Below are 19,646 nucleotides of genomic sequence, written 5' to 3'. Positions count from 1 at the left end.
ATTGCTTCCGAATAACCGCTTTACCAGTGTTAGCGGGCGCTAATAATTAATAAGAGAGCAGCTCATGAGAGAATTTCAGACTGAATATCTGAGATTCTGCAGTCAAAAGAACCTGTCAGAAAAAATAATATTCCACAAATACGACGAGCCCGGCAGCTATTAGTAATACAATCGCCCAAAATATTACTGACTGGATAATATGAACAACGATATTTAATATTTTATGTTCCGGATCGTCTTTCCTTTTGAATAATAATGAGTATATTAATAAAAGAGGCAGCGAGATAATGAAAAAAAGAATTTTTCCAAAAGCATTAAGCTGCGATGACTCCTGCGGATAATCTGAACCGCAGCAGCGGCATCTTATATTCTGGTGATACCCGTATCTTTTCCATGCATGTCTGCCACAGGTAGGACATGCCTTGTCCTCATCTGTGCCAGCCAGACAGTTAAATGCCGGATCACTGTCTCTGGTGTCGGTACCTCCTGCCACGGCAGCAGTAACTGGAAGCTGATTACCGCAGCGTCTGCATAAAGAATCTTTCCCCGGGGCATAGTCACGTCTTCCGCATTTAGGACAAGGTGTTTTTAGCAAGTCACGCAGATTTATAGGGGAGATTTCACCGATGGTCTTTCCATGCTTCAGAAAATATACAAAATCACCGCGATGAATGACTGTGTTTCCCAGCTGTGCGGCCGTAACCCGCCATTCTTTAACAACATTTTTAAGATTTCCGGTATCGGGAATTTCCTGAATATAGCCAAAGCCCTTATCCTGGTCGAAAAACTTCACCCTGCCAGTGTAGGAATAGAGATCCAGCTCTTTAGTTCTGGGTACCGGCTTATCGTTAGCGTTCGTATTTTTTAAAGCGGAATCCTTCGGGGCAGAAGATAATTTAACGTCTGTCATATAATCAGTTTGAAATCCTTATTTAATAACATCTTCAATATTTTTTACAAAATTCCGGGTATCCAGGAAGTAATTCGGGTAGGCAATATTTAATTCTTCCAATTTTTCGGATCTTACTAAAACCACCGCTACTTCAGGGGTATTTCCTGTTTCCTTTTCCAGGGTATCATAATACCGTACAGCCTCTTCTTCATCACCGAAAGGTATAACTTTTACCTTATAATCATTTTGACTGGAAACATCCAATAGTAGCACAAAGAAAACAGCACCGGGACCTCCGGAACTGAGAGACGGTTTTAATGCTGCCAATCCCCTAAATTTAGATAATATATGTTGTTCCTGTTCAATTTTTCTTAACTCTTCAATTAAATAATCTTTGGAATACTGTTCATATCCCTCAGGAACATTACAGTTCTCCTTTAAAGAAAATAAGGCGCTGGCAATTTTTAAAAATTTTATATTTGCTGCCTGTCCATAGCCAGATTTATACAAAACCTTATCAATCACCCCCAATGTTTCTACAGTCGTTGCCCAGGCGTGCTGCAGTCTGGTTCTTATCTGGATTTCAATTCTCTTATGGTTACTGTCTTCATCCTGTTCATTCAGATATTTAAATACCTGATGAAGACTTCTGTAGCCATCAGGTTTCGGTTTTGCAATATAGTCTTTTACCGGAACAACGGCTTCAGGCTTTACAAGCTTCAGTAGTGCCTCATGAACTATCCTGATATCCGGAATATCAGGCACAATAATTCTTATGCCGCCAACATCCTGCATCCTGGAAACTGTCATATCCGGAAATCTGACAATCTTTCCGATCATGGAGGGCATTCTTTTTAGTCTCTGACCAACAGTACAGGAAAAAGGCAACTGTTTCAGACAGGCATCGACAATGGCTCTCATATTCTCTAAAGGAAGCATATAGCTGCGGCGCCAGTGATTTAACAGCGTAATAGCCTGCTCTTTTTCTTCAGTGCTTCCGCTGCGAATAATTTCACCCGCTCTATTAATCTGTTTATTACTAATTATCATGCATAAAGCCAAAATAATAATTTGGAGCCGTAAATATCACAATATTAATCATATCATAAATTGTTAATAATATCAAATAACACAACATTAAACAAAATTAAATATTTTTATTTCGAAAAATCTGAAATTAATAGTAATACTATAATCCGCGTTTAAGTTAATAAAAATAAATTGATTACCTCCTTTCCGCTAATCCTGTTCGCTAGCTGTCCTATACTGACACTCTGTTCCGGAATACCGCTTTCATTACAAGCGGGCAAAATAAAAAGGCGATGTTCGCACACCGCCTTGTCTTTAGCTAGGATTGATTCAATTAAGAACGATTGTACTTGGAGGTTCTTCTGAAGGCTTTTTCCTCATGGTCGAAGAGATAGCATGCCTTGGCAGGAATGCCTACTTCCAGGGAATCGCCGGTATCAACCGGAATTTCGGAAGCAGCCTTAACAGTAAAGTCCTCACCGTCAACGTCCATGTAAACGAAGGATTCGGCACCCAGGTGCTCTGCCACCTGAACCACACCGGAGAGACGGTTTTCGGCATCCGGATGATCAACCGGAACCAGGTGCTCCGGACGAATGCCGAGCTCAACCTTGTCTCCCACATTGGCACGGCGGGCATCAACACAGGCAGTAACAACGTCGCCGGTATTGAGCTTGACGCGGCAGCGCTCTTCACCGATTTCGATGAGCTGGCCCTTGAGGAAGTTCATCTTCGGAGAACCGATAAAGCCGGCAACGAACTTGTTGCAAGGATTGTGGTAGAGCTCCAGAGGAGAACCGAACTGCTCCAGATTGGTTTCAGCAGAATCCTTGAGCGGGCTCAGAACCGCAATGCGGTCAGCCAGAGTCATAGCTTCCACCTGGTCGTGGGTTACGTAAATAATGGTAGCATTAAGTTCCTTGTGGAGCTTGGCAATTTCAATACGCATCTTTACACGGAGAGCGGCATCGAGGTTTGACAGGGGCTCGTCAAACAGGAACACGTTCGGCTGCTGCACGATAGAACGACCGATAGCCACACGCTGACGCTGACCGCCTGACAGAGCCTTGGGCTTTCTGTCCATAAGAGCTTCCAGACCAAGGATCTTTGAGGCATGAGCAACACGCTTTTCAATGGTGTCCTTGTCGAACTTCTTAAGCTTAAGACCAAAGGCCATGTTTTCACGAACGTCCATGTGGGGATACAGAGCGTAGGACTGGAACACCATGCCTACACCACGCTCTACCGGAGGAATGTCGTTCATGTAAACGCCGTCGATCTTGAGCTCGCCGCCGGTAATGTCCTCAAGGCCGGCAACCATACGGAGAAGAGTGGATTTGCCGCAGCCGGAAGGTCCGACGAAAACGATGAACTCGCCATCCTTAATGTCAAGATTGATGTTGCGAAGGGTATCCTTGAGAACACCAAGCTTATAGTTTTTCAAAACATTTGTTAAAGTAACTTCAGCCATTTATATAGCTCCGAATTAAAAAATCTCTGAAAGGCGGCATCAAACTGCCATGCCGCCAAATACATCTTTTAGCCCTTTACACCGCCTGCAGTAAGACCGCCGACCAGCCAGTGCTGAGCCAGGAGGAATACCACGGTGATAGGAAGACCCGACATAACTGCAGCTGCAGCAAAGTCGCCCCACTTCTTGTCCTGAGAAGCCATGTACTGCTGAGAACCTACAGCAAGAGTGTAGTCGTTAACATTGTCAGTAAGCAGAATGCTGGCCACAGGAACCTCGGTAATAGTACCGATGAATGCCAGAATAAATACTACGGCAAGGATAGGTACCGACAGGGGCAGCAGAACCAGTCTGAATGCCTGCCACGGGGTAGCGCCGTCAATTGCGGCAGCTTCTTCCAGAGAGGCGTCGATGGTTTCAAAATAGCCCTTAATGGTCCAGATATGCAGCGCAATACCGCCCATGTAGGACAATATCAGACCGCCATGAGAGTTAAGACCCAGAGCCGGGATGTAGGCACCGATGTTATCGAACAGAGCATAGATGGCAACGAGAGCCAGCATTGCAGGGAACATCTGGAACACCAGCATGCAGTCGAGGATCAGACCCTTTCCGGAGAAGTTAAGTCTCGCAAACGCATAGGCGCTGGTAGTTGAGAGCACTACGATAAAGGCAGCTGTTACAACTGAAATATAGATTGAATTCCAGAGCCAGCGCAGAACCGGGAACGGCGGGAGAACTTCCTTTCCGTTCGGATCAATATAGGACATACCCAGAGCCAGCTTCCAGTGATCCAGTGTCAGGGAATCAAAGCCCGGGAAGAAAAGTCCAAAAATACTGTCGGACACGTTGGTTGCAAAGTTACCTTCACGGAACGAAATCATTACCACCATGAACAGGGGGAACAAAATCGCCAGGAGGAACAGGCAAACCAGCGCATGAGTTGCCCAGATGCGATATTTAATCGACTTAGGTTGTACTATTGCCATTTATTATCTCCCTGCGTCTTTCTTGGTTAACTTGAGCTGTACTACTGCAAGAGTGCCTACGAGAACGAAGATCATGGTAGCAATTGCAGATGCCAGACCGTAGTCATGACCGCCAGCTCCGCCTTCAAATGCCAGACGGTAGGTATAGGACACCAGCAAGTCGGTGGCACCGGCCATGGTTGCAGTGGTGCTGCCAGGCTCAGGCAGATAGTCAGGACCGCCGTTGGTCAACAACATGATAAGAACGAAGTTGTTGAAGTTGAATGCAAAGGATGCAATCAGGAGCGGGAACAGCGGCTTCCAAAGAAGCGGTACGGTAATATTGAAGAAATTCTGGAAAGGACCGGCGCCGTCCATTGCAGATGCTTCATAGAGATCATCAGGAATAGACTTGAGAAGGCCCATGCAGAGAATCATCATGTACGGATAGCCCAGCCATGCATTAACGATTAAGAGCATCATACGTGCCAAGTTGGGAGAAGTGGTCCACTCAGGCTTTACACCGAATACGAAGTCAATGATCCGGTTGATTTCACCGAAGTTCTCATTAAAGAGTCCCTTGAACACCAGAATGGAAATAAATGACGGAACCGCATAGGGGAGAATGAGAATTACCCGGTAAATGGCACGGCCCTTCAGGAACTCCCACTGTACGAAGCAGGCAAGCACCATGCCGATAGCGAGGGTTATGCCTACGGTACCCAGTGCGAACACAACAGTCCAGATAAAGATCTTAATGAACGGTTCTCTGATGTTGTTGTCCGAGAAGATTCTCTTGAAGTGTGAGAAACCAACACCTACGCGGAAACCAGGGGTATAGTTTTCACCCTCGAAATCACCGGTCTTGTCATCGATATAACGGAAATACCCTCTTTCCATGTCAGGCATGAAAAGCTTCTGGGTCTGGTTATCGAGAAGGAGATGCGGATTCTTGAACATACGTCCGTTGCCGAGAACCTTGCCGTCTTCCAGCTTGGTAAATTTCTTTCTCATGGCGCCGAAGGTATGCAGGTCGATCATGGAAAGCTCGTTGGAATCAAGGCTTACCTTAACGGTCTTAAGGAAGTCACGGAACTTCATGGTGCACTTGATGCCGCAGGGAGTGGGCTGATAATTGCTGTCCACCTTCTCCACCGGAATAACGTTCTTCTCAACGCTCAGTCTGGTGGTCTCCTTGGCCATGTCATCCTTGTCATAGAAACGGATTTCTGATGACTTGTAAACTTCAACAGGAGTTACAGAACCGTCAGCAGCCGTTTGTCCGCCAGTGGTGAGAACCAGAGAGTACAGGCCTTTGTTGCTGCTTTCAACAATGCTGAACTTGTATTCCCCGCCCTCAACGCGGTACTTCTTCTGAAGATGAAATTCTTCAGCTCTTTCAAGAGTAAAGAGGTTATTATCCGAATAGTTGGTAAAGGCAATATACACTGTGTATACCAGCGGGAAGATAATAAAGATTATCATACTGGCAATGCCCGGGTATATGTAGCGGTGCGGGTAGAAGCGCTTGCACCAAAACGCTATCAAACCACCGCCAATTACCACGGAGAACAACGCTGCAAATGCATACTGTCCATCCACAAGCATTGAGCAAACCCACCACAGTCCAAACACCAGAATTGGCGCCATGATTAGGATTTTTCGTAAAGCTCCGGAATCGCCCTTTGAGGCTCCTCCTCCTGAAGCTTTTCCTCCATTCTTAATAGATTCCATGCTAACAAACCTTAAAAACAAACAAACCTAGCTTTTCTGTTCTGTAATAAACCATGAGCTTTATTACAAATAAAAACTTTAATAATTTCTTATTAAAGTTTTTACTTCTAAAAACTCTTTAAAAAGCTCCGGAAGATTCCTTCCGAAGCCTCTAAAACAGCTTAGCAACTATTACTGCTCAATACGGCGCTCAGCAGTGCTCAGTGCCTCGTCAACAGTCTGACGGCCCTTGGTGGAGTTGGTAAGAGCAGTCTGGAATGAAGACCAGAAACGGTTCATTTCAGCTACGTTAGGCATCGGATGACCAACCTCGGCGTTAGCTCTGGTTGCAGCGATACGGGAACCGATCTTAGGATCAGCCTCAAGCTTCTTTTCGAAGGAGTTGAGAGCTGCCACACCGAGCTGCTTGTCATCGTTCATAGCCTGGAGACCTTCATCGGTAAGCAGGTACTTCTCGAGGAATTCCTTTGCAAGGTCCTTGTTAGGAGAAGCTGCATTGATGGTCATGCCCTGAACACCTACGAAAGGATGAGCAGTCTGGCCGCCAAGGGAAGGAATGGCATTAACGGAGATGTCGATCTTCTTGGTGTCGTAGTTACCCCAAGACCAAGGTCCGTTGATGATACATGCAACCTTGCCGTTAACGAAGGAGGAATCCATTACACCGTAATCAACACCCTTCTCCATATGGCCGCCCTTGATGAGGTCAACGAGGAAGTTAACACCCTTCTTGGCACCGTCGTTATTAACACCTGAATCCTTAACGTCATAGCCGGTTGCAGTCTTCTTGAATGCATAGCCGCCGTTTGCGGAAATCAGAGGATAGGTGAAGTAGCCGTTGTTGTAATCCCACATAATAGCACGCTTGCCGTCAGCCTTTAACTTGTCATCGAGAGCGATGAAGTCTTCGAATGCCTTAGGAGCGTCCTTTACAATTGCCTTGTTGCAGATGAGGCCGATTGCTTCGATTGATACAGGATAGCCGTAATACTTGCCATCTACCTTCATTGCTTCCCATGCGAAGTCAGCAAAACGAGCCTTCTCTTCGGCAGTAGGCTCAATCGGGGTAAGAAGAGCCTGCTTAGCCCATTCGCCGAAACGGTCGTGAGCCCACATGAAGATGTCAGGGCCGTTACCGGTAGCAGCGGTCTGCTGGAACTTGTTTTCAACCCCGTCAGGATGCTGAACAGTAACCTTAACACCAGTAGCCTGCTCGAACTTCTTGCCTACCTTGGCAATGCCGTCATAAGCCTTATCACCGTTAACCCAGATGGTGAGCTGACCTTCTTCGATACCGGCAACAGCAAACTGAGATAAGCCAAATGCAGCCAAACCAACCACAGTTGCTAAAACACTCTTTTTCATTAGTCTATCCTTTTATATATTTACCAGATGAGACGGCATCACTGTCAAAAAAAAACAAAACAGTTAGCCTAACAGATAGAAATGATAGACGATATCAAGATCCACTACACAACAAAAAAAGCGAATTTTTCTACCTCGCTCATATTTTCAGGAATTGAAATCAGCTTTTTGCGCAATATTTATTCAAAAGAGCCGCCTGTCCGGTAAAATTCCGTTTTCCGGGCTGCTTCCGTTTCCATATTCCTGCTTTATTTCCTGGTTGCCGACAATACCCTTCATAGTTCCGGAAAATGAGTTACCCGCCCTCCCCTCCTCCCTGCCCGCACACTGCACATTTTTTTGCCCGGAAATACAGTTACTTTGTACACCACTGCCATCTCCGCAGGGAGAGCACCGCCTTCTCACCAGCAATCTCCCGAACGCCCGGAACCGCCATGTGGAATAAATCAGCCGTTTTACTTATAATTACATACCGGCATGCACGTCACAGAAATCGGCATTCTCTTAGGATCAGGCAACATGGATAATTTGAAAATTCCCAGTTTTTTTACCTACAAGGACGAAGTTTCCCGCACCATAAGCTGGGGACACTGGTTTCTGTTCCTGAACATCTTCCTTGCCGTGGCCATCGGACTCAGCTATCTCTACAACACCCCCACACCGTCCACCGGCCTCGGAATTGTCTATCTGGTCATCAGCTGGCTGGGACACTTCAGCTGCCTCGTAACCATTATCTATATTCTGATTTTTTTTCCCCTTTCCTTTATCGGAAATCTGAAAATCTACCGGGTTCTGGCAGTAATACTCACCGTGCTGCTGTTTATGATCATGCTGGTGGACGTAAAGCTCTACCAGGCCATCAAAATCCATATCAATCTGTCCGTGCTGGATCTCTTTTTCGAACAGGAAGGCTTCTCCACCGGCCTGAATTTTAATTTCCTTTATATTGCCGCCCCGGTGCTTCTGGCCATCGAATGTCTGTTTTCGTCGCTGGCCTGGCGGCATATCTACACCAGAAGCCACCAGAAGCTCAGCTTTTTTGTTTCCTCGGTCTTTCTGATTTCATTTTTTTCTGCTCACATCATGCATATCTGGGCCGACGCCTACAAATACGTCCCCATCACACAGCAGAAATCCATATTCCCGGCCTACTACCCCATGACCGCCAATACCTTCCTTAAGGAACACGGCTGGATAGTGGACATCCATGAGGGCAGTCATAACGAAATTGAACGAAAGAATATTGACCGCTATCAGCAAAAAATACGCTATCCCCTGGAAAACCTGAGAGTAACACCAAACGAAGCCCCCCTGAATATCGTGATGGTATTAATCGAAGGACTCTCCAAGGAGTATCTCAACATTGAGTACATGCCAAGACTGGTGGACTTTGCTGCCAGGCACGATTCCTATGAAAACCACTATCTCGGCAGCAATGACGCCACTCTTACAACCTTCGAGATCTTCTACGGTCTCCCCGGACAGTATCTTCCCCTGATAAGATCCAGTGAAACACCTCCGGTAAGCATGACGGAAATGCTGCAGCAGGATTATAAGTTTCAGTCCTTCATGACCGGTAAGCCCAGCAAGAAGGTTACCGATTTCCGGGCCATCAGCGGCATCAGAAGAAACCAGCTTAAAAGTTTTTCCTCTGATGAGGAAACCGTAAAGTCGGCAGTGCAGTACATCAGAAAATGGGACTCATCGCGCCCCCAGATGGTAATTGTCAGCCTTAACGGCCCGCTGACTCTGAAAGACTCCCGTATCGCCCCCCGGAAGTTCCAGCCTGAAATTCCGTACAGTCAGTTAATTTCGGAAAATGTCGAAAACGGAGATCCGCAGGTATTCAACCGGTACTACAACACCCTGCTCAGCACGGACATCCTCATTGACGAGATTCAGGAAGCCCTTCTGGAGGACGGAAAACTCAAAAACACGGTGTTTATCATCACCTCGATCCGGGGCATGACCCTTCCCTTCCCGTCCTATCAGGAAACCAAGTACGATCGCCGGACATTCCATGTTCCCCTTATCATAAGCTGGCCCGATGCCATAATCCCGGCAAAAATTACCGCGCTTACCAGCTCCCAGGATCTGGCACCCACCATTTCCCGGGAAATTCTGGGAATACGCAACGATTACGATACCTACAGCACCGGAATGAACGTCAGGGATCTGGATAACCGTCCCTGGATACTGAGCGGCGATTCCTCCGAAATCCGGATCATTGCCAGCACACAGACCACCGCCTTTGACAAGCACGGAAATGCCAGTATCTACAGCGACGACCCCGAACACAAGAGTCAGCCAAACATGTCAACTCTTATCAAGGCAATTAAGATTCTCAATAAATTTAAGGATAAATAGAAAATGATTGAAACAGCAAATCAGAGCAACATCAGGGACATTATTCAGAAATCAGCAGAAAAGACGGTGCTTTTGTACGTTTTCGACCCGCAGGACCCCAAGTCCCAAGCACTGACCCAGACACTGGAAAACGCCGTTGGACAGAATAACGACTACATAATGCTGGCAGAGGCAGATGTTCAGGATCCTGCCATTTACAGCATCTGCGCCCAGGTGGGGATCTCCTCGCTGCCGGCAATATGCGTGCTGAAGGAAGGGCGTCCGGTGGATCTCGTGCTCTCCGACAGACTTGCCAATCCGGAGGCTGTTCCCGGACTAATAGCCTCCTTCCTTCCTGCCAAAGAAAAAATCCTTCTCAGCGAAGCCGTGAAGCTGGAGGAGGCCGGAAATAATCATGAAGCCTATGCCAAGCTGCAGGAAGCCTTTGAAATAGCGCCGAAGGATACCAATATCAGATTCGGTTTTGCCAACATCGCCATTAAGACCAAAAAGCTGGAAAAGGCCCGGGAACTCCTCGCTGCTGCGGATCCTGCCGATCAGCAGTCCCAGATCTTCAAGGATCTCATGGCCGCCCTGACTCTGGCCGAAAAGAATCTGGAAAACCCGGAGACAAAAATTCTGGAAAACCGGCATCATGAGAATCCTGACGATCTCTCCATCGCCGAACAGCTGGCCACTGCCTGGAGCCAGGACGGAAAAACCGAACAGGCTCTCCAGATGCTCCTGGACTACCTTAAAAAGGATCTCAATGCCGGAAATATCAAGAAAGTTTATCTCGACATTCTTTCTACTCTGAACGGAGATCCGCTGCAGGCGAAGTACCGCCGGGCCATTTACTCCCTCATGTATTAACTAACCTGTAATCCGGCAGCACAGGAGGCTGACAGAATGCCGCCTCCAGAATCAGAAAATCCGCGGGACTTCAAAAAGTTCCGCGCTTTCTTTTTTCAATGAAGACTCTCTCAGAGAGACAGCATAATCGCTCCGGGGGGGTTATTTCAGGAGCTCCTTGTACAGGGACTGATCCTTCGCAATTTTTGAAACCAGAGCTCTGGTTCGCATCACATCGTTTTTATTTTTGCAGACTCGCAATGCAGTATTTGCATTCATCATCGCCTCTTCCCAGCGGCCACGATAGGTCATAAGCTCGGCGTTAAGCTGATACATGCTGCAGATATCCTTTTTACTGCGATAGGCCTTCATCAGAAGCTCCTTTCCCACAACAGAATCCCGGGTCCGGTTAAGGCGTCTCAGCACCTGAATGGCACTGTCCGGCTTGCCGCTTTCCAGATAGGACTGGGCCAGATTTACGGCCACCACTTCGTTGTCCGGATGCTTCTTTAGCTGCTTTTCCAGCATTTCAGCAGCACTGGCCGCCTTTCCGGAACCAATCAGATAGTCAGTCATCGTATCAATAATAAAAAGATTGGAACTGAATTTCCGGTTAAGAACTTCAAGAGCCTTCCCCGCTGTAGCACGGTCTCCGCCGTCAGTCGCTACCAGAGCCAGAAGATACCAGGCTCCGTAATCATCAGGATTTCCCCTGATACGCCTTTCGGCTTCCCCCCTGAGGTAATCCCGGGGGAGCTTGCTGAATCTGGCCAGAACACGGCTTTTGGCAAACTGATAGTCATCACTTTCGTAATACCGGTTCTTTTTGAGCTGCCGGGCTCTGTTTTCGGCATCGGCCACGCGCTTTTCGCTGAGAGGGTGTGTCAAAAGCATTTCAAAAGCCGGATTAACCTTATTATCAAGAGTGCGCAGTTTTCTAAACATTCCCGGCATCCCTTCGGGGTTGAAACCGGACCGGTACATAAGATCCACCCCGAGTCTGTCCGCCTCCTCCTCGTTACTGCGGGTATAGTTTATGGACGTCTGCTGTACTCCGTTAATAGATGCAGAAACAGTGGCCATCGCCAGGGCGGGGTTTACCACTCCCAGAATAAGCCCGCCAAGCATTCCCAGAATTCCGGCGGTCTGAGCATCACTCTGGATCTCAATACTGCGTGCCAGGTGTCTCTGGGTAATGTGAGTCATTTCATGGGCCAGCACTCCGGCAAATTCGCTCTCCGTGTCGGTTACCGCAATAAGGCCAGTATTAACCATGACCTTTCCCCCGAAAAACGCGGCGGCATTAACCGAAGAATCCTCCACAAAAAAAGATTCAAAGGGATACCTGACACCCTGGGCCTGAGCGGCCATTCTGCCTACAGTACCGGTGAGATATTCGCTGAGCACGGGATCATAGACAATCGGAAGCTGGGATCTGGCCACAAGCATGAAATACTGTCCCAGCTCCTTTTCCTTTTCAACAGTCATCCCCCTGACACCGGCTGTTCCGATGTTAAAATCAGAAGCCCCGGTACCTCCGCAGGTCAGAAGTCCGGCTATCAGAAGCAATTTAAGAGTTTTCCGCACTTTCAGAATCATAAAACCACCATTTGATGTGAGAGAGCCGTCCCGCACGGTCCTTCAGGCCTAAAAATCCCGGATACTGCAGGAAATCAATAGAAAAAACCGGAAAAACACCCAGAAACTTCCCGACATCATAAATCCATTACCAGCATTAGATAGAGAAAACGGTCAAAATGTTCGACGCTCTGCCGGCTGAAACAGTAAAAAACGGAATCTGAATCCCTGGCACAGCTCGCAGGACCGCACATATGCCCCGGCAAAATCCGTTCCAAGGGCTTAGCTGACGTTTATCAGGCACTTATCCACAGATACTTCCCGAAAAATTCTCCCCTGATTGTGATTACCGGCTTACACCCCAAGAGGCCGTCCTGCCACATTAGCACGGCAAGGCCACTTTATGGTAGCATAGCAGTATATTTCTGGTCTGTTATTGAAGAAGTGAAATATGTTTGAGTTTATCAGAAAGTGGTATTTTCGAAATCTTTCAAATCCCCCATGTGCCGTCCTTCTGCTTCAGTTCATAACCATCTACCTTATGGTTTACTACGGGAGCAGCGTATTCGGGCCCCTCATCGCCGCTCTGGTGCTGGCCTTTATCTTTGAACGGCCGGTATCCTTCATGGTGAAGCACGGCATCAGCCGTACCAAAGCCGCCACCATCATCATGCTGTCCGCCCTTATTCTCGTGGGAAGCATTGTGTTTGCCGTAGCACCTCCTGCGGTAAAGCAGCTTACCACCATGACCCAGAAAATCGGCATTGCCATTAATAACAGCAATACTCCCGCACCAAACGAAGCCGTCTTTGGTTCCGGGAAGGGAAAAATGTTCTCCCGGTCTGAAAAAATCTCCCCGAATAGCAATACTTCTCAAAAGGAAGATACGGTAATCAGCGAAACTCCCAAACCGGAGTCAGAGGAAGCGGTAAAAGACCCGGACGCAGTCCCGGATACCCCGGAACAGCATTTAGAAAATGCGGACACTCCCGTCCTTGAGGGAACCCCGGTGATTTCCGAAGCCCCCCGGGAAAGTGCGCTTAATGAAGCCGTGAAAACTCCTGAAGGTAGTCCGGCCCCGGAAAACACTGTAACCAATGTCTCTGAGACCGGAAAAAGTGTTCCAGACGAAAGCATCGCCAAATCTGAAGATCCCGCAGCAAAGGATGCCGGCGATAACAATGAAGAAGTGCCTGCTGACAGCGGAAAGCAGGCCCGGAATGAAATTGACAAGGCCGAAAACGACAAGGCATTAAACTGGCTCACCGAGCAGTTCAACAAAATCCGGAGCAAGCTTCCCGAAAGCTATCAGAACATCATCACTACCGATCAGCTGAAGTCTCTGGTAGACTATCTTGAAGAGGGGTTCAAGAATCTCATTACTCCTGCTATCAAGCAGATTGCCCCCCTGTTCATGAACACCATGAGCTTTATAACGGTCTACGTTATCATTGTTCCGATATTTTCCTTCTTTATGCTCAAGGACAAGGATCGCCTGCTCAGTATCATCGGGCATTACTGTTCCGCCTACGATGAAGTGGCGAACTTCTGGAAGGAGATCAACAGGCTTATCACCCAGTACTTTATCGGAAACATTATCCACATAGCCATTGTTGCCCTAATAAACGGCATTTTCCTGTGGGCAATGGATCTGAACTACGCCCTGCTCCTGGCAATCGGCGTTGGTCTCAGTGTGCTGGTACCCTATGTGGGAATGGTAATCATCACCATCCCCCTGGTCGCTGTGGGAATCATGCAGTTCGGTCTAAGCGGAGATCTGGTAATGCTCCTGACCATCTATGCCGTTCTTCAGCTGATAGACGCCTATGTCATTACTCCGATGCTGTTTTCAGAAAGACTGAACATGGATGCCTTCTCAATTCTGATATCGGTATTCGTGTTCGGGGCCATCTGGGGCTTCTGGGGAATTGTGCTGGCTATCCCGCTGGCAATTTTTGTAAAGACGGTGGTAACCATGTGGCCCACACGGGAACTGCCACCCCACGACACCCCGCCTGAAAAAGAGCTGCCGCCGGATGCCGCGCAAAGCTGACGGCCGAAGAGAGTTCGGGATTTCCGTATGGACATACGGAAATCCCGGCATAAAACCGGAAACCGGGAATAAAATGAAGAAAATCTGAACAGTCCCAGAAAATCCTGGGTGAGATACTGAGTTTTCTGAAAATAAACCCCAGTCTGAGTCTGAACCTTACGAAAAAAGTCCTGAAAACGGCTTTCCTTTTATTTTGGTAAAAAGGAAGTTTTTGAGCTACTCTCATCGTTCGTAAATAACAATGAGGTAAGCCTCTACTCTACTTCTACTCTCTCCTACTCCCCCACCTCTCTTAAGAAAGGTATGGTTTACGTTTTCCTGCTATTTCTCGGCATTCCGGCCGAACAGCCGATCCAGCACCAGATTTACCAGATTCCGGGTAACGCCCTTCTTGTTGGCAATACTGGTTTCGTCAATCAGATCTACTGCCCTGATCGCATCCTTGATATTGTTAACGCGGCGGCAGATCTGCTCGGCCCGGGATTCCGGAAGAATGCCGCCCTTTGCCTTCTCGCGCCGCATCAGCATTTCAGGATACATTTCCGGGGGAATGCAGTCCACTGAGAGGGTGACCCCGGAAGAGAACCGGGAAATAAGATCCTTTTTGGCAAAGCCGGACTTGGTGGGGGATCCGTGAGAAGCAACCGCCAAAAAACCGGAAGGCTCTCCTAGCCAGCGGTTGTAGAGACTGAATATCTCCGCCTCCAGATCGCTGTTTCCGGCAATGGCGTCAATATTGTCCAGAAGGATAACGTCATTGCTTTCCACACCTACCATCATGGTGTACATGGAATCCCAGTCAAACTCGCTGACGATGGCCATATCCAGTACTGTGGCCCGCATTCCCATGGCTTCGGCCCGGAGGGTAGCCCCTTTTATAAGATGTGTCTTCCCGCTGCCTGAAGGACCGTAAAGGTACAGAAAACGACGTTCATCACGGGCGGTATCCACCGATTCGTTAATATAGTTATAGGCAGCTGCATTTGACTGGCAGACGCAGAACGAGTCCATGGAAATGCCTGCCCCGAACGAAAGAGTCAGGGGCATCTGGATGCCGCTTTCTGTAACGTCAGAATTTCTTTTCACCATAGTAGCCTGCCTGTCCTGTGACAGCTTAACGTTCTACCACGCCTCCGCCGGTATGAAGTCTGTTGTTCGGGTTGGGAGAGCCGCCGGAATCGCGCCGGTAGCGTTCTCTGATCTCCTTGGCAGCTTCATCATAGGACACGCTGCTGCTGTCCTGAGCATCGCCGCTCTGAGGGGCTTCAGTGACACGCCCGCTTCCGGAACTTCCTCCCGAAGACTGGGTGCCGGAACTGCGTCCGAAGGCCTTGGGATTATACAGATAAACATACTGCGTTCTGTTGACCAGTACCTTTTCCTGAGCCAGAACCTCTTCGAGAGACATGTTCTTCTCCGGTTTCAGGGCATAAACCACATCTCCGCCCTTGACCTCGGCAATGCTTACCGACTGGAATCCCCGGTTGTAAAGGTCATCCTTAATCTGCTTCATTATGGAAAAGTTTACCGCTCCCTGCACCAGAATCCGGTAGGAGCCGTCATCCTGCCTGCCAAGTCCGAGAGCCTCCACATGAGAGTATCCGGGAACAGTATCGGCATCACTGCTGTTGTCCCGGCCGTTCTGGCTGTCCCGGTCATTATCTACGACATTCTTTCTTGAAAACAGCGCCGCATTATTTTTCAGATCCTGATAAAACCTCACCGCCACCTGAGAAAGGCTCCCGGAAACTGAATTTGAAAGCACTTCGGATTTCTGGGCAATATTCACAATGTGATAGGAAAACTGGTACGGACCGCCGGCCTCCGGACTCAAAACCCCCAAAAGAGCATATCCGGAACTATATCTCGCAGAGGCAGTGCTGGCCTTTCCGGCATCTGAAAGCATTACATCTGAGGTTCCGAGTGCGGTCATGTCATCAAGATCAAAAACCGGCACCAGAAGACTGACGCCGTTTTTGCTGCCCGCATTCTTAAGTTCCTTTAAAAACTGATCCTCGGTATCGGTAATAAATGAGGTTTTGTACTGCTGCTCACCCAAATCATCGGTTTCCGGCAATCCCAGAAGCACCCAGGCTACCAGAGGCTGGCTGAACCCCTTCCATACTGAGATATCTCCTCTTGAAATAAGCCGTTTTACCTTGGCCTCATCAAAAACCACGATGTATTCCGAACCGTCCAGAGAAATATCCTCGGAAGCAATCAGGGACGGAATGTTAACTCTGAGAGAATCCGGATCCGTGGCTCCGTGGCTCACCTCGGTAACCATCTTTTTAAAGGCTTTGGAATACGCCGCATCATAGTCACCGTCAAAAGGAACCTTATAGGTGTATCCGGCTGCCAGAGAAACTCCGGATAATCCCAGAAGGGAACAAAACAATGCACTTTTGAATGAAATTTTCATAGCTCTGCCGACAGTTAGTTTATCTGACTCTTTTCCGTGGATCCCCGGAATGACACCTGAACAGCCCTGTCACCCGGCCTTCTAATCCGGCAATACCGGACAATCTTTACAGAACAAAACCCGCCTCATTATATCATTTACGGTTTAAGTATCAGAAAAATATCCCGTGCCGCCCGGAATAAAATTTTATCCAGCTCGAAAAACCGGCCGGAATCAGAAGCAGTCCAAAGAAAATTTATGGGAAAAGATAAGAAATCAGTGTTCTGAAGCAGCAATAAAGCAGGTTTGATAACACTTTCACGCTGGATCCTTATTCGGAGCGATGCCACGGCACAATTTCTGAAAAAGGCAATTTTCTAAAAATGTGATCTGCCTTGATAAAATACGGGGCTGTTGTTAAAATGAACAAAATTTTTTCAGCATCTCTTACGAGGCAGATTCAGTAACATATGGATAAATTAAGCTACAAAGAGGCTGGTGTGGATATTGACGCCGGCAACGCACTTGTGCAGAACATCAAAGGCAGCGTAAAGTCAACCACCAGACCCGAGGTAATGGGCAGCATCGGAGGTTTCGGAGCTCTCTGCGGGATTCCGGCTCGCTATAAAAATCCTGTTCTGGTATCCGGAACGGACGGCGTCGGCACCAAGCTTCGTTTAGCCATTGACTTTAAAAAGCATGACACTGTGGGAATCGATCTCGTAGCCATGAGCGTAAATGATCTTATTGTTCAGGGTGCCGAGCCGCTGTTCTTCCTGGACTACTATGCCACTGGCAAGCTTAACGTAGATGACGCAACCAGGGTTATCGCCGGCATTGCCGAAGGCTGCAGACAGTCAAACTGCTCCCTTATCGGCGGCGAAACAGCAGAAATGCCTGGCATGTATCACGGCAACGATTACGATCTGGCCGGATTTGCTGTAGGCGTTGTTGAAAAGGACGAGATTATTGACGGCAGCAAGGTTAAAACAGGAGATTCCGTAATCGCCCTGGCCTCCACAGGCCCCCACTCCAACGGCTATTCCCTGATCCGCAAGGTTCTTGAAGTATCAAAGGCTGATCCCTATGCGAAGCTTTCTGACGGCCGCACTCTTATTGATTCGCTTCTTACCCCTACCAGAATCTATGTCAAGTCGGTTCTGAAGCTTATGGAATCCGTAACCATCCACGCCCTCGCTCACATTACCGGCGGCGGATTCTGGGAAAACATTCCCCGGGTACTTCCTGAAGGAACCAAGGTGGTATGCGATTCTGCCACCTGGACCTGGCCGGAGGTTTTCAGCTGGATTCAGAAGAACGGCAACATTGATACCCACGAAATGTACCGCACCTTTAACTGCGGCGTTGGCATGATCTGCGTTGTTAGCAAGGAAGATGCCGAGAAGACTGTGGAAATCCTGAATTCCTGCGGCGAAAAGAGCTGGATCATCGGTTCTATCGAGAATGCTGCAGCTGGCGAAGAGCAGGTAATTATCAAGTAGCAGAACCGTAACAACAGATTGTACTAATTAGGACAAGGGGAGCTCTGGCTCCCTTTTTTAATTCAAGGCCCAGGAAGAGAAGCTAAAATTTCTCTTGAGGATGTTCACAATTCAGGAGTTAAGTTTCAATGACAAGGATCTTAGTAACCGGCGGCTGCGGCTATATTGGAAGTCACACCACTGTAGAGCTTCTTAATAGCGGTTACGATGTCACCATCCTTGACAATCTCTGTAACAGCAAGGCCAGCGTTATTGACAGAATTTTCGAGATTACTGGTAAAAGGCCAGAGTTCTGTCAGGCCGATATTCGTGATTTTGCCGCTCTTGACCGGGTGTTTTCGCAGGAAAAGTTTGATTCGGTAATTCATTTTGCGGGATTGAAGGCTGTAGGTGAATCATGTGACAAACCGGTGGAATACTATGACAACAATGTTAACGGCAGTGTGCAGCTTATTAAGGCTATGGCCAAAAACAATGTGAAAAATATTGTGTTCAGTTCCAGTGCCACAGTTTATGGAACACCATCCAGTCCGCGTATTTCGGAGGAGGAGCCGTTAAAGAGAGGAAACAGTCCTTATGCTCAGACCAAGGTTGATATCGAACTTATTCTTCAGGACTGGTATAACTCCGACAACAGTCTTTCAGTCTGCGTATTGAGATATTTTAATCCGGTGGGGGCTCATAAGTCAGGGCTTATCGGAGAGGATCCTCTGGGAATACCAAACAATCTTATGCCGTACATCTCCCAGGTGGCTATTGGAAAGAGACCGTACCTTAATATCTGGGGCAATGATTATCCAACCAGAGACGGTACTTGTATCAGAGACTATATTCATGTCGTGGATTTAGCTAATGGTCATCTTGCCGCACTTTCACACTGTCTCAACGTTCCAGGGGGCTATGCCTACAATCTCGGTACCGGACATGGCATTAGTGTCAAAGAAGTGGTAGATGCTTACAGTGCCATTCTGGATAAGCCTCTTAACTTCGTTTATGGCCCTAGAAGACCTGGTGATATTGCCGAATACTATGCTGATCCTGCCAAGGCCAGGGCGGAATTAAACTGGGAGACCAGACTGGATCTGCATGACATGGTAAGCGACGCCAATAACTGGCAGCGTAAAAACCCAGACGGGTATAGATGTAACCTGTAGAATCGAAATTTTCCCGAATGTACGACCTGGTTCCGCTTGTTTTGTGGTACCGTGACAAATCACCCAGGGTATGGCCGTTTTATCCCTGACATACCCCATGAAAGAAAGTACTAGACCGTTGTAAGTTCATGGTTCGGTACATAAATTTTCGCTCTTGAAACCTATAAGGCCTTAGAGCCTGCCCATGCATTTGAGATGTGGCCTGGTGGTAAAAGGAAAAACTTGGAGGCCATCCACGGTAACGAAATTTGAAAAGTGATACGATCAAAGACGGAGGTGGACTTGCCTGTAAACCCTGTTC

General features: G+C 47.9%; 14 protein-coding genes. 5 read left to right on the top strand and 9 right to left on the bottom strand.

Annotated features, from left to right (window positions below; genetic code table 11):
- Positions 1–115 precede the first annotated feature (115 nt).
- The 6 genes from F557_RS0114505 to malE form a co-directional block, all read right to left on the bottom strand.
- Positions 116–910 (bottom strand): cold-shock protein, encoded by a 795-nt coding sequence (locus F557_RS0114505; protein ID WP_019002943.1) that lies wholly within the window; start codon positions 908–910, stop codon positions 116–118.
- 18 nt (positions 911–928) lie between these two features.
- Positions 929–1,942 (bottom strand): RelA/SpoT domain-containing protein, encoded by a 1,014-nt coding sequence (locus F557_RS0114500; RefSeq protein WP_019002942.1) that lies wholly within the window; start codon positions 1,940–1,942, stop codon positions 929–931.
- Positions 1,943–2,255: 313 nt separating this feature from the next.
- Entirely contained in the window at positions 2,256–3,392 is a 1,137-nt protein-coding gene (locus F557_RS0114495; RefSeq protein ID WP_019002941.1) for an ABC transporter ATP-binding protein, read from the bottom strand.
- Positions 3,393–3,460: 68 nt separating this feature from the next.
- Complete coding sequence (gene malG / locus F557_RS0114490) at positions 3,461–4,381, bottom strand: maltose ABC transporter permease MalG (protein WP_026297938.1); 921 nt, start codon at positions 4,379–4,381, stop codon at positions 3,461–3,463.
- A 3-nt stretch (positions 4,382–4,384) separates the two neighbouring features.
- A complete protein-coding gene (gene malF / locus F557_RS0114485) occupies positions 4,385–6,094 on the bottom strand; it encodes a maltose ABC transporter permease MalF (RefSeq protein WP_026297937.1) in 1,710 nt (569 codons plus the stop codon).
- A gap of 171 nt (positions 6,095–6,265) precedes the next feature.
- A complete protein-coding gene (gene malE, locus F557_RS0114480; protein ID WP_019002938.1) occupies positions 6,266–7,459 on the bottom strand; it encodes a maltose/maltodextrin ABC transporter substrate-binding protein MalE in 1,194 nt (397 codons plus the stop codon).
- Positions 7,460–7,978: 519 nt separating this feature from the next.
- Between malE and F557_RS0114470 the strand changes: the two genes are divergently transcribed.
- Positions 7,979–9,826 (top strand): DUF3413 domain-containing protein, encoded by a 1,848-nt coding sequence (locus F557_RS0114470; protein ID WP_019002936.1) that lies wholly within the window; start codon positions 7,979–7,981, stop codon positions 9,824–9,826.
- Positions 9,827–9,829: 3 nt separating this feature from the next.
- Positions 9,830–10,678 carry a tetratricopeptide repeat protein gene (locus F557_RS0114465; protein ID WP_019002935.1) on the top strand — a complete coding sequence of 283 codons (849 nt, stop codon included), beginning with the start codon at positions 9,830–9,832 and terminating at the stop codon, positions 10,676–10,678.
- Positions 10,679–10,819: 141 nt separating this feature from the next.
- On the opposite strand, the gene F557_RS20270 is transcribed toward F557_RS0114465, so the two are convergent.
- On the bottom strand, positions 10,820–12,256 hold the full coding sequence (locus tag F557_RS20270; RefSeq protein WP_019002934.1) for a M48 family metalloprotease: 1,437 nt from the start codon (positions 12,254–12,256) through the stop codon (positions 10,820–10,822).
- Positions 12,257–12,686: 430 nt separating this feature from the next.
- Here F557_RS20270 and F557_RS21505 point away from each other — a divergent pair, with 430 nt between their 5' ends.
- The gene (locus F557_RS21505; protein ID WP_019002932.1) at positions 12,687–14,288 is read left to right on the top strand and encodes an AI-2E family transporter; all 1,602 of its coding nucleotides are present in this window, start codon (positions 12,687–12,689) and stop codon (positions 14,286–14,288) included.
- Between the two features lie 321 nt (positions 14,289–14,609).
- Here the strand turns inward: F557_RS21505 and F557_RS0114440 are convergent, their stop codons facing one another.
- Positions 14,610–15,377 (bottom strand): DnaA ATPase domain-containing protein, encoded by a 768-nt coding sequence (locus tag F557_RS0114440; protein WP_019002930.1) that lies wholly within the window; start codon positions 15,375–15,377, stop codon positions 14,610–14,612.
- Between the two features lie 25 nt (positions 15,378–15,402).
- Entirely contained in the window at positions 15,403–16,710 is a 1,308-nt protein-coding gene (locus tag F557_RS0114435) for a DUF2066 domain-containing protein (protein ID WP_019002929.1), read from the bottom strand.
- A 449-nt stretch (positions 16,711–17,159) separates the two neighbouring features.
- Here F557_RS0114435 and purM point away from each other — a divergent pair, with 449 nt between their 5' ends.
- A complete protein-coding gene (gene purM / locus F557_RS0114425; protein ID WP_019002927.1) occupies positions 17,160–18,191 on the top strand; it encodes a phosphoribosylformylglycinamidine cyclo-ligase in 1,032 nt (343 codons plus the stop codon).
- A 128-nt stretch (positions 18,192–18,319) separates the two neighbouring features.
- Positions 18,320–19,345: a UDP-glucose 4-epimerase GalE gene (gene galE / locus F557_RS0114420; protein WP_019002926.1), complete on the top strand. Its 1,026-nt coding sequence runs from the start codon at positions 18,320–18,322 to the stop codon at positions 19,343–19,345.
- Positions 19,346–19,646 lie beyond the last annotated feature (301 nt).

The organism is Succinimonas amylolytica DSM 2873, from assembly GCF_000378405.1.
In the GTDB taxonomy this organism is placed as follows: Bacteria; Pseudomonadota; Gammaproteobacteria; order Enterobacterales; family Succinivibrionaceae; genus Succinimonas; species Succinimonas amylolytica.
Note: the sequence above shows the minus strand (reverse complement) of the source record. Positions and strands in the feature narration are given on the sequence as shown.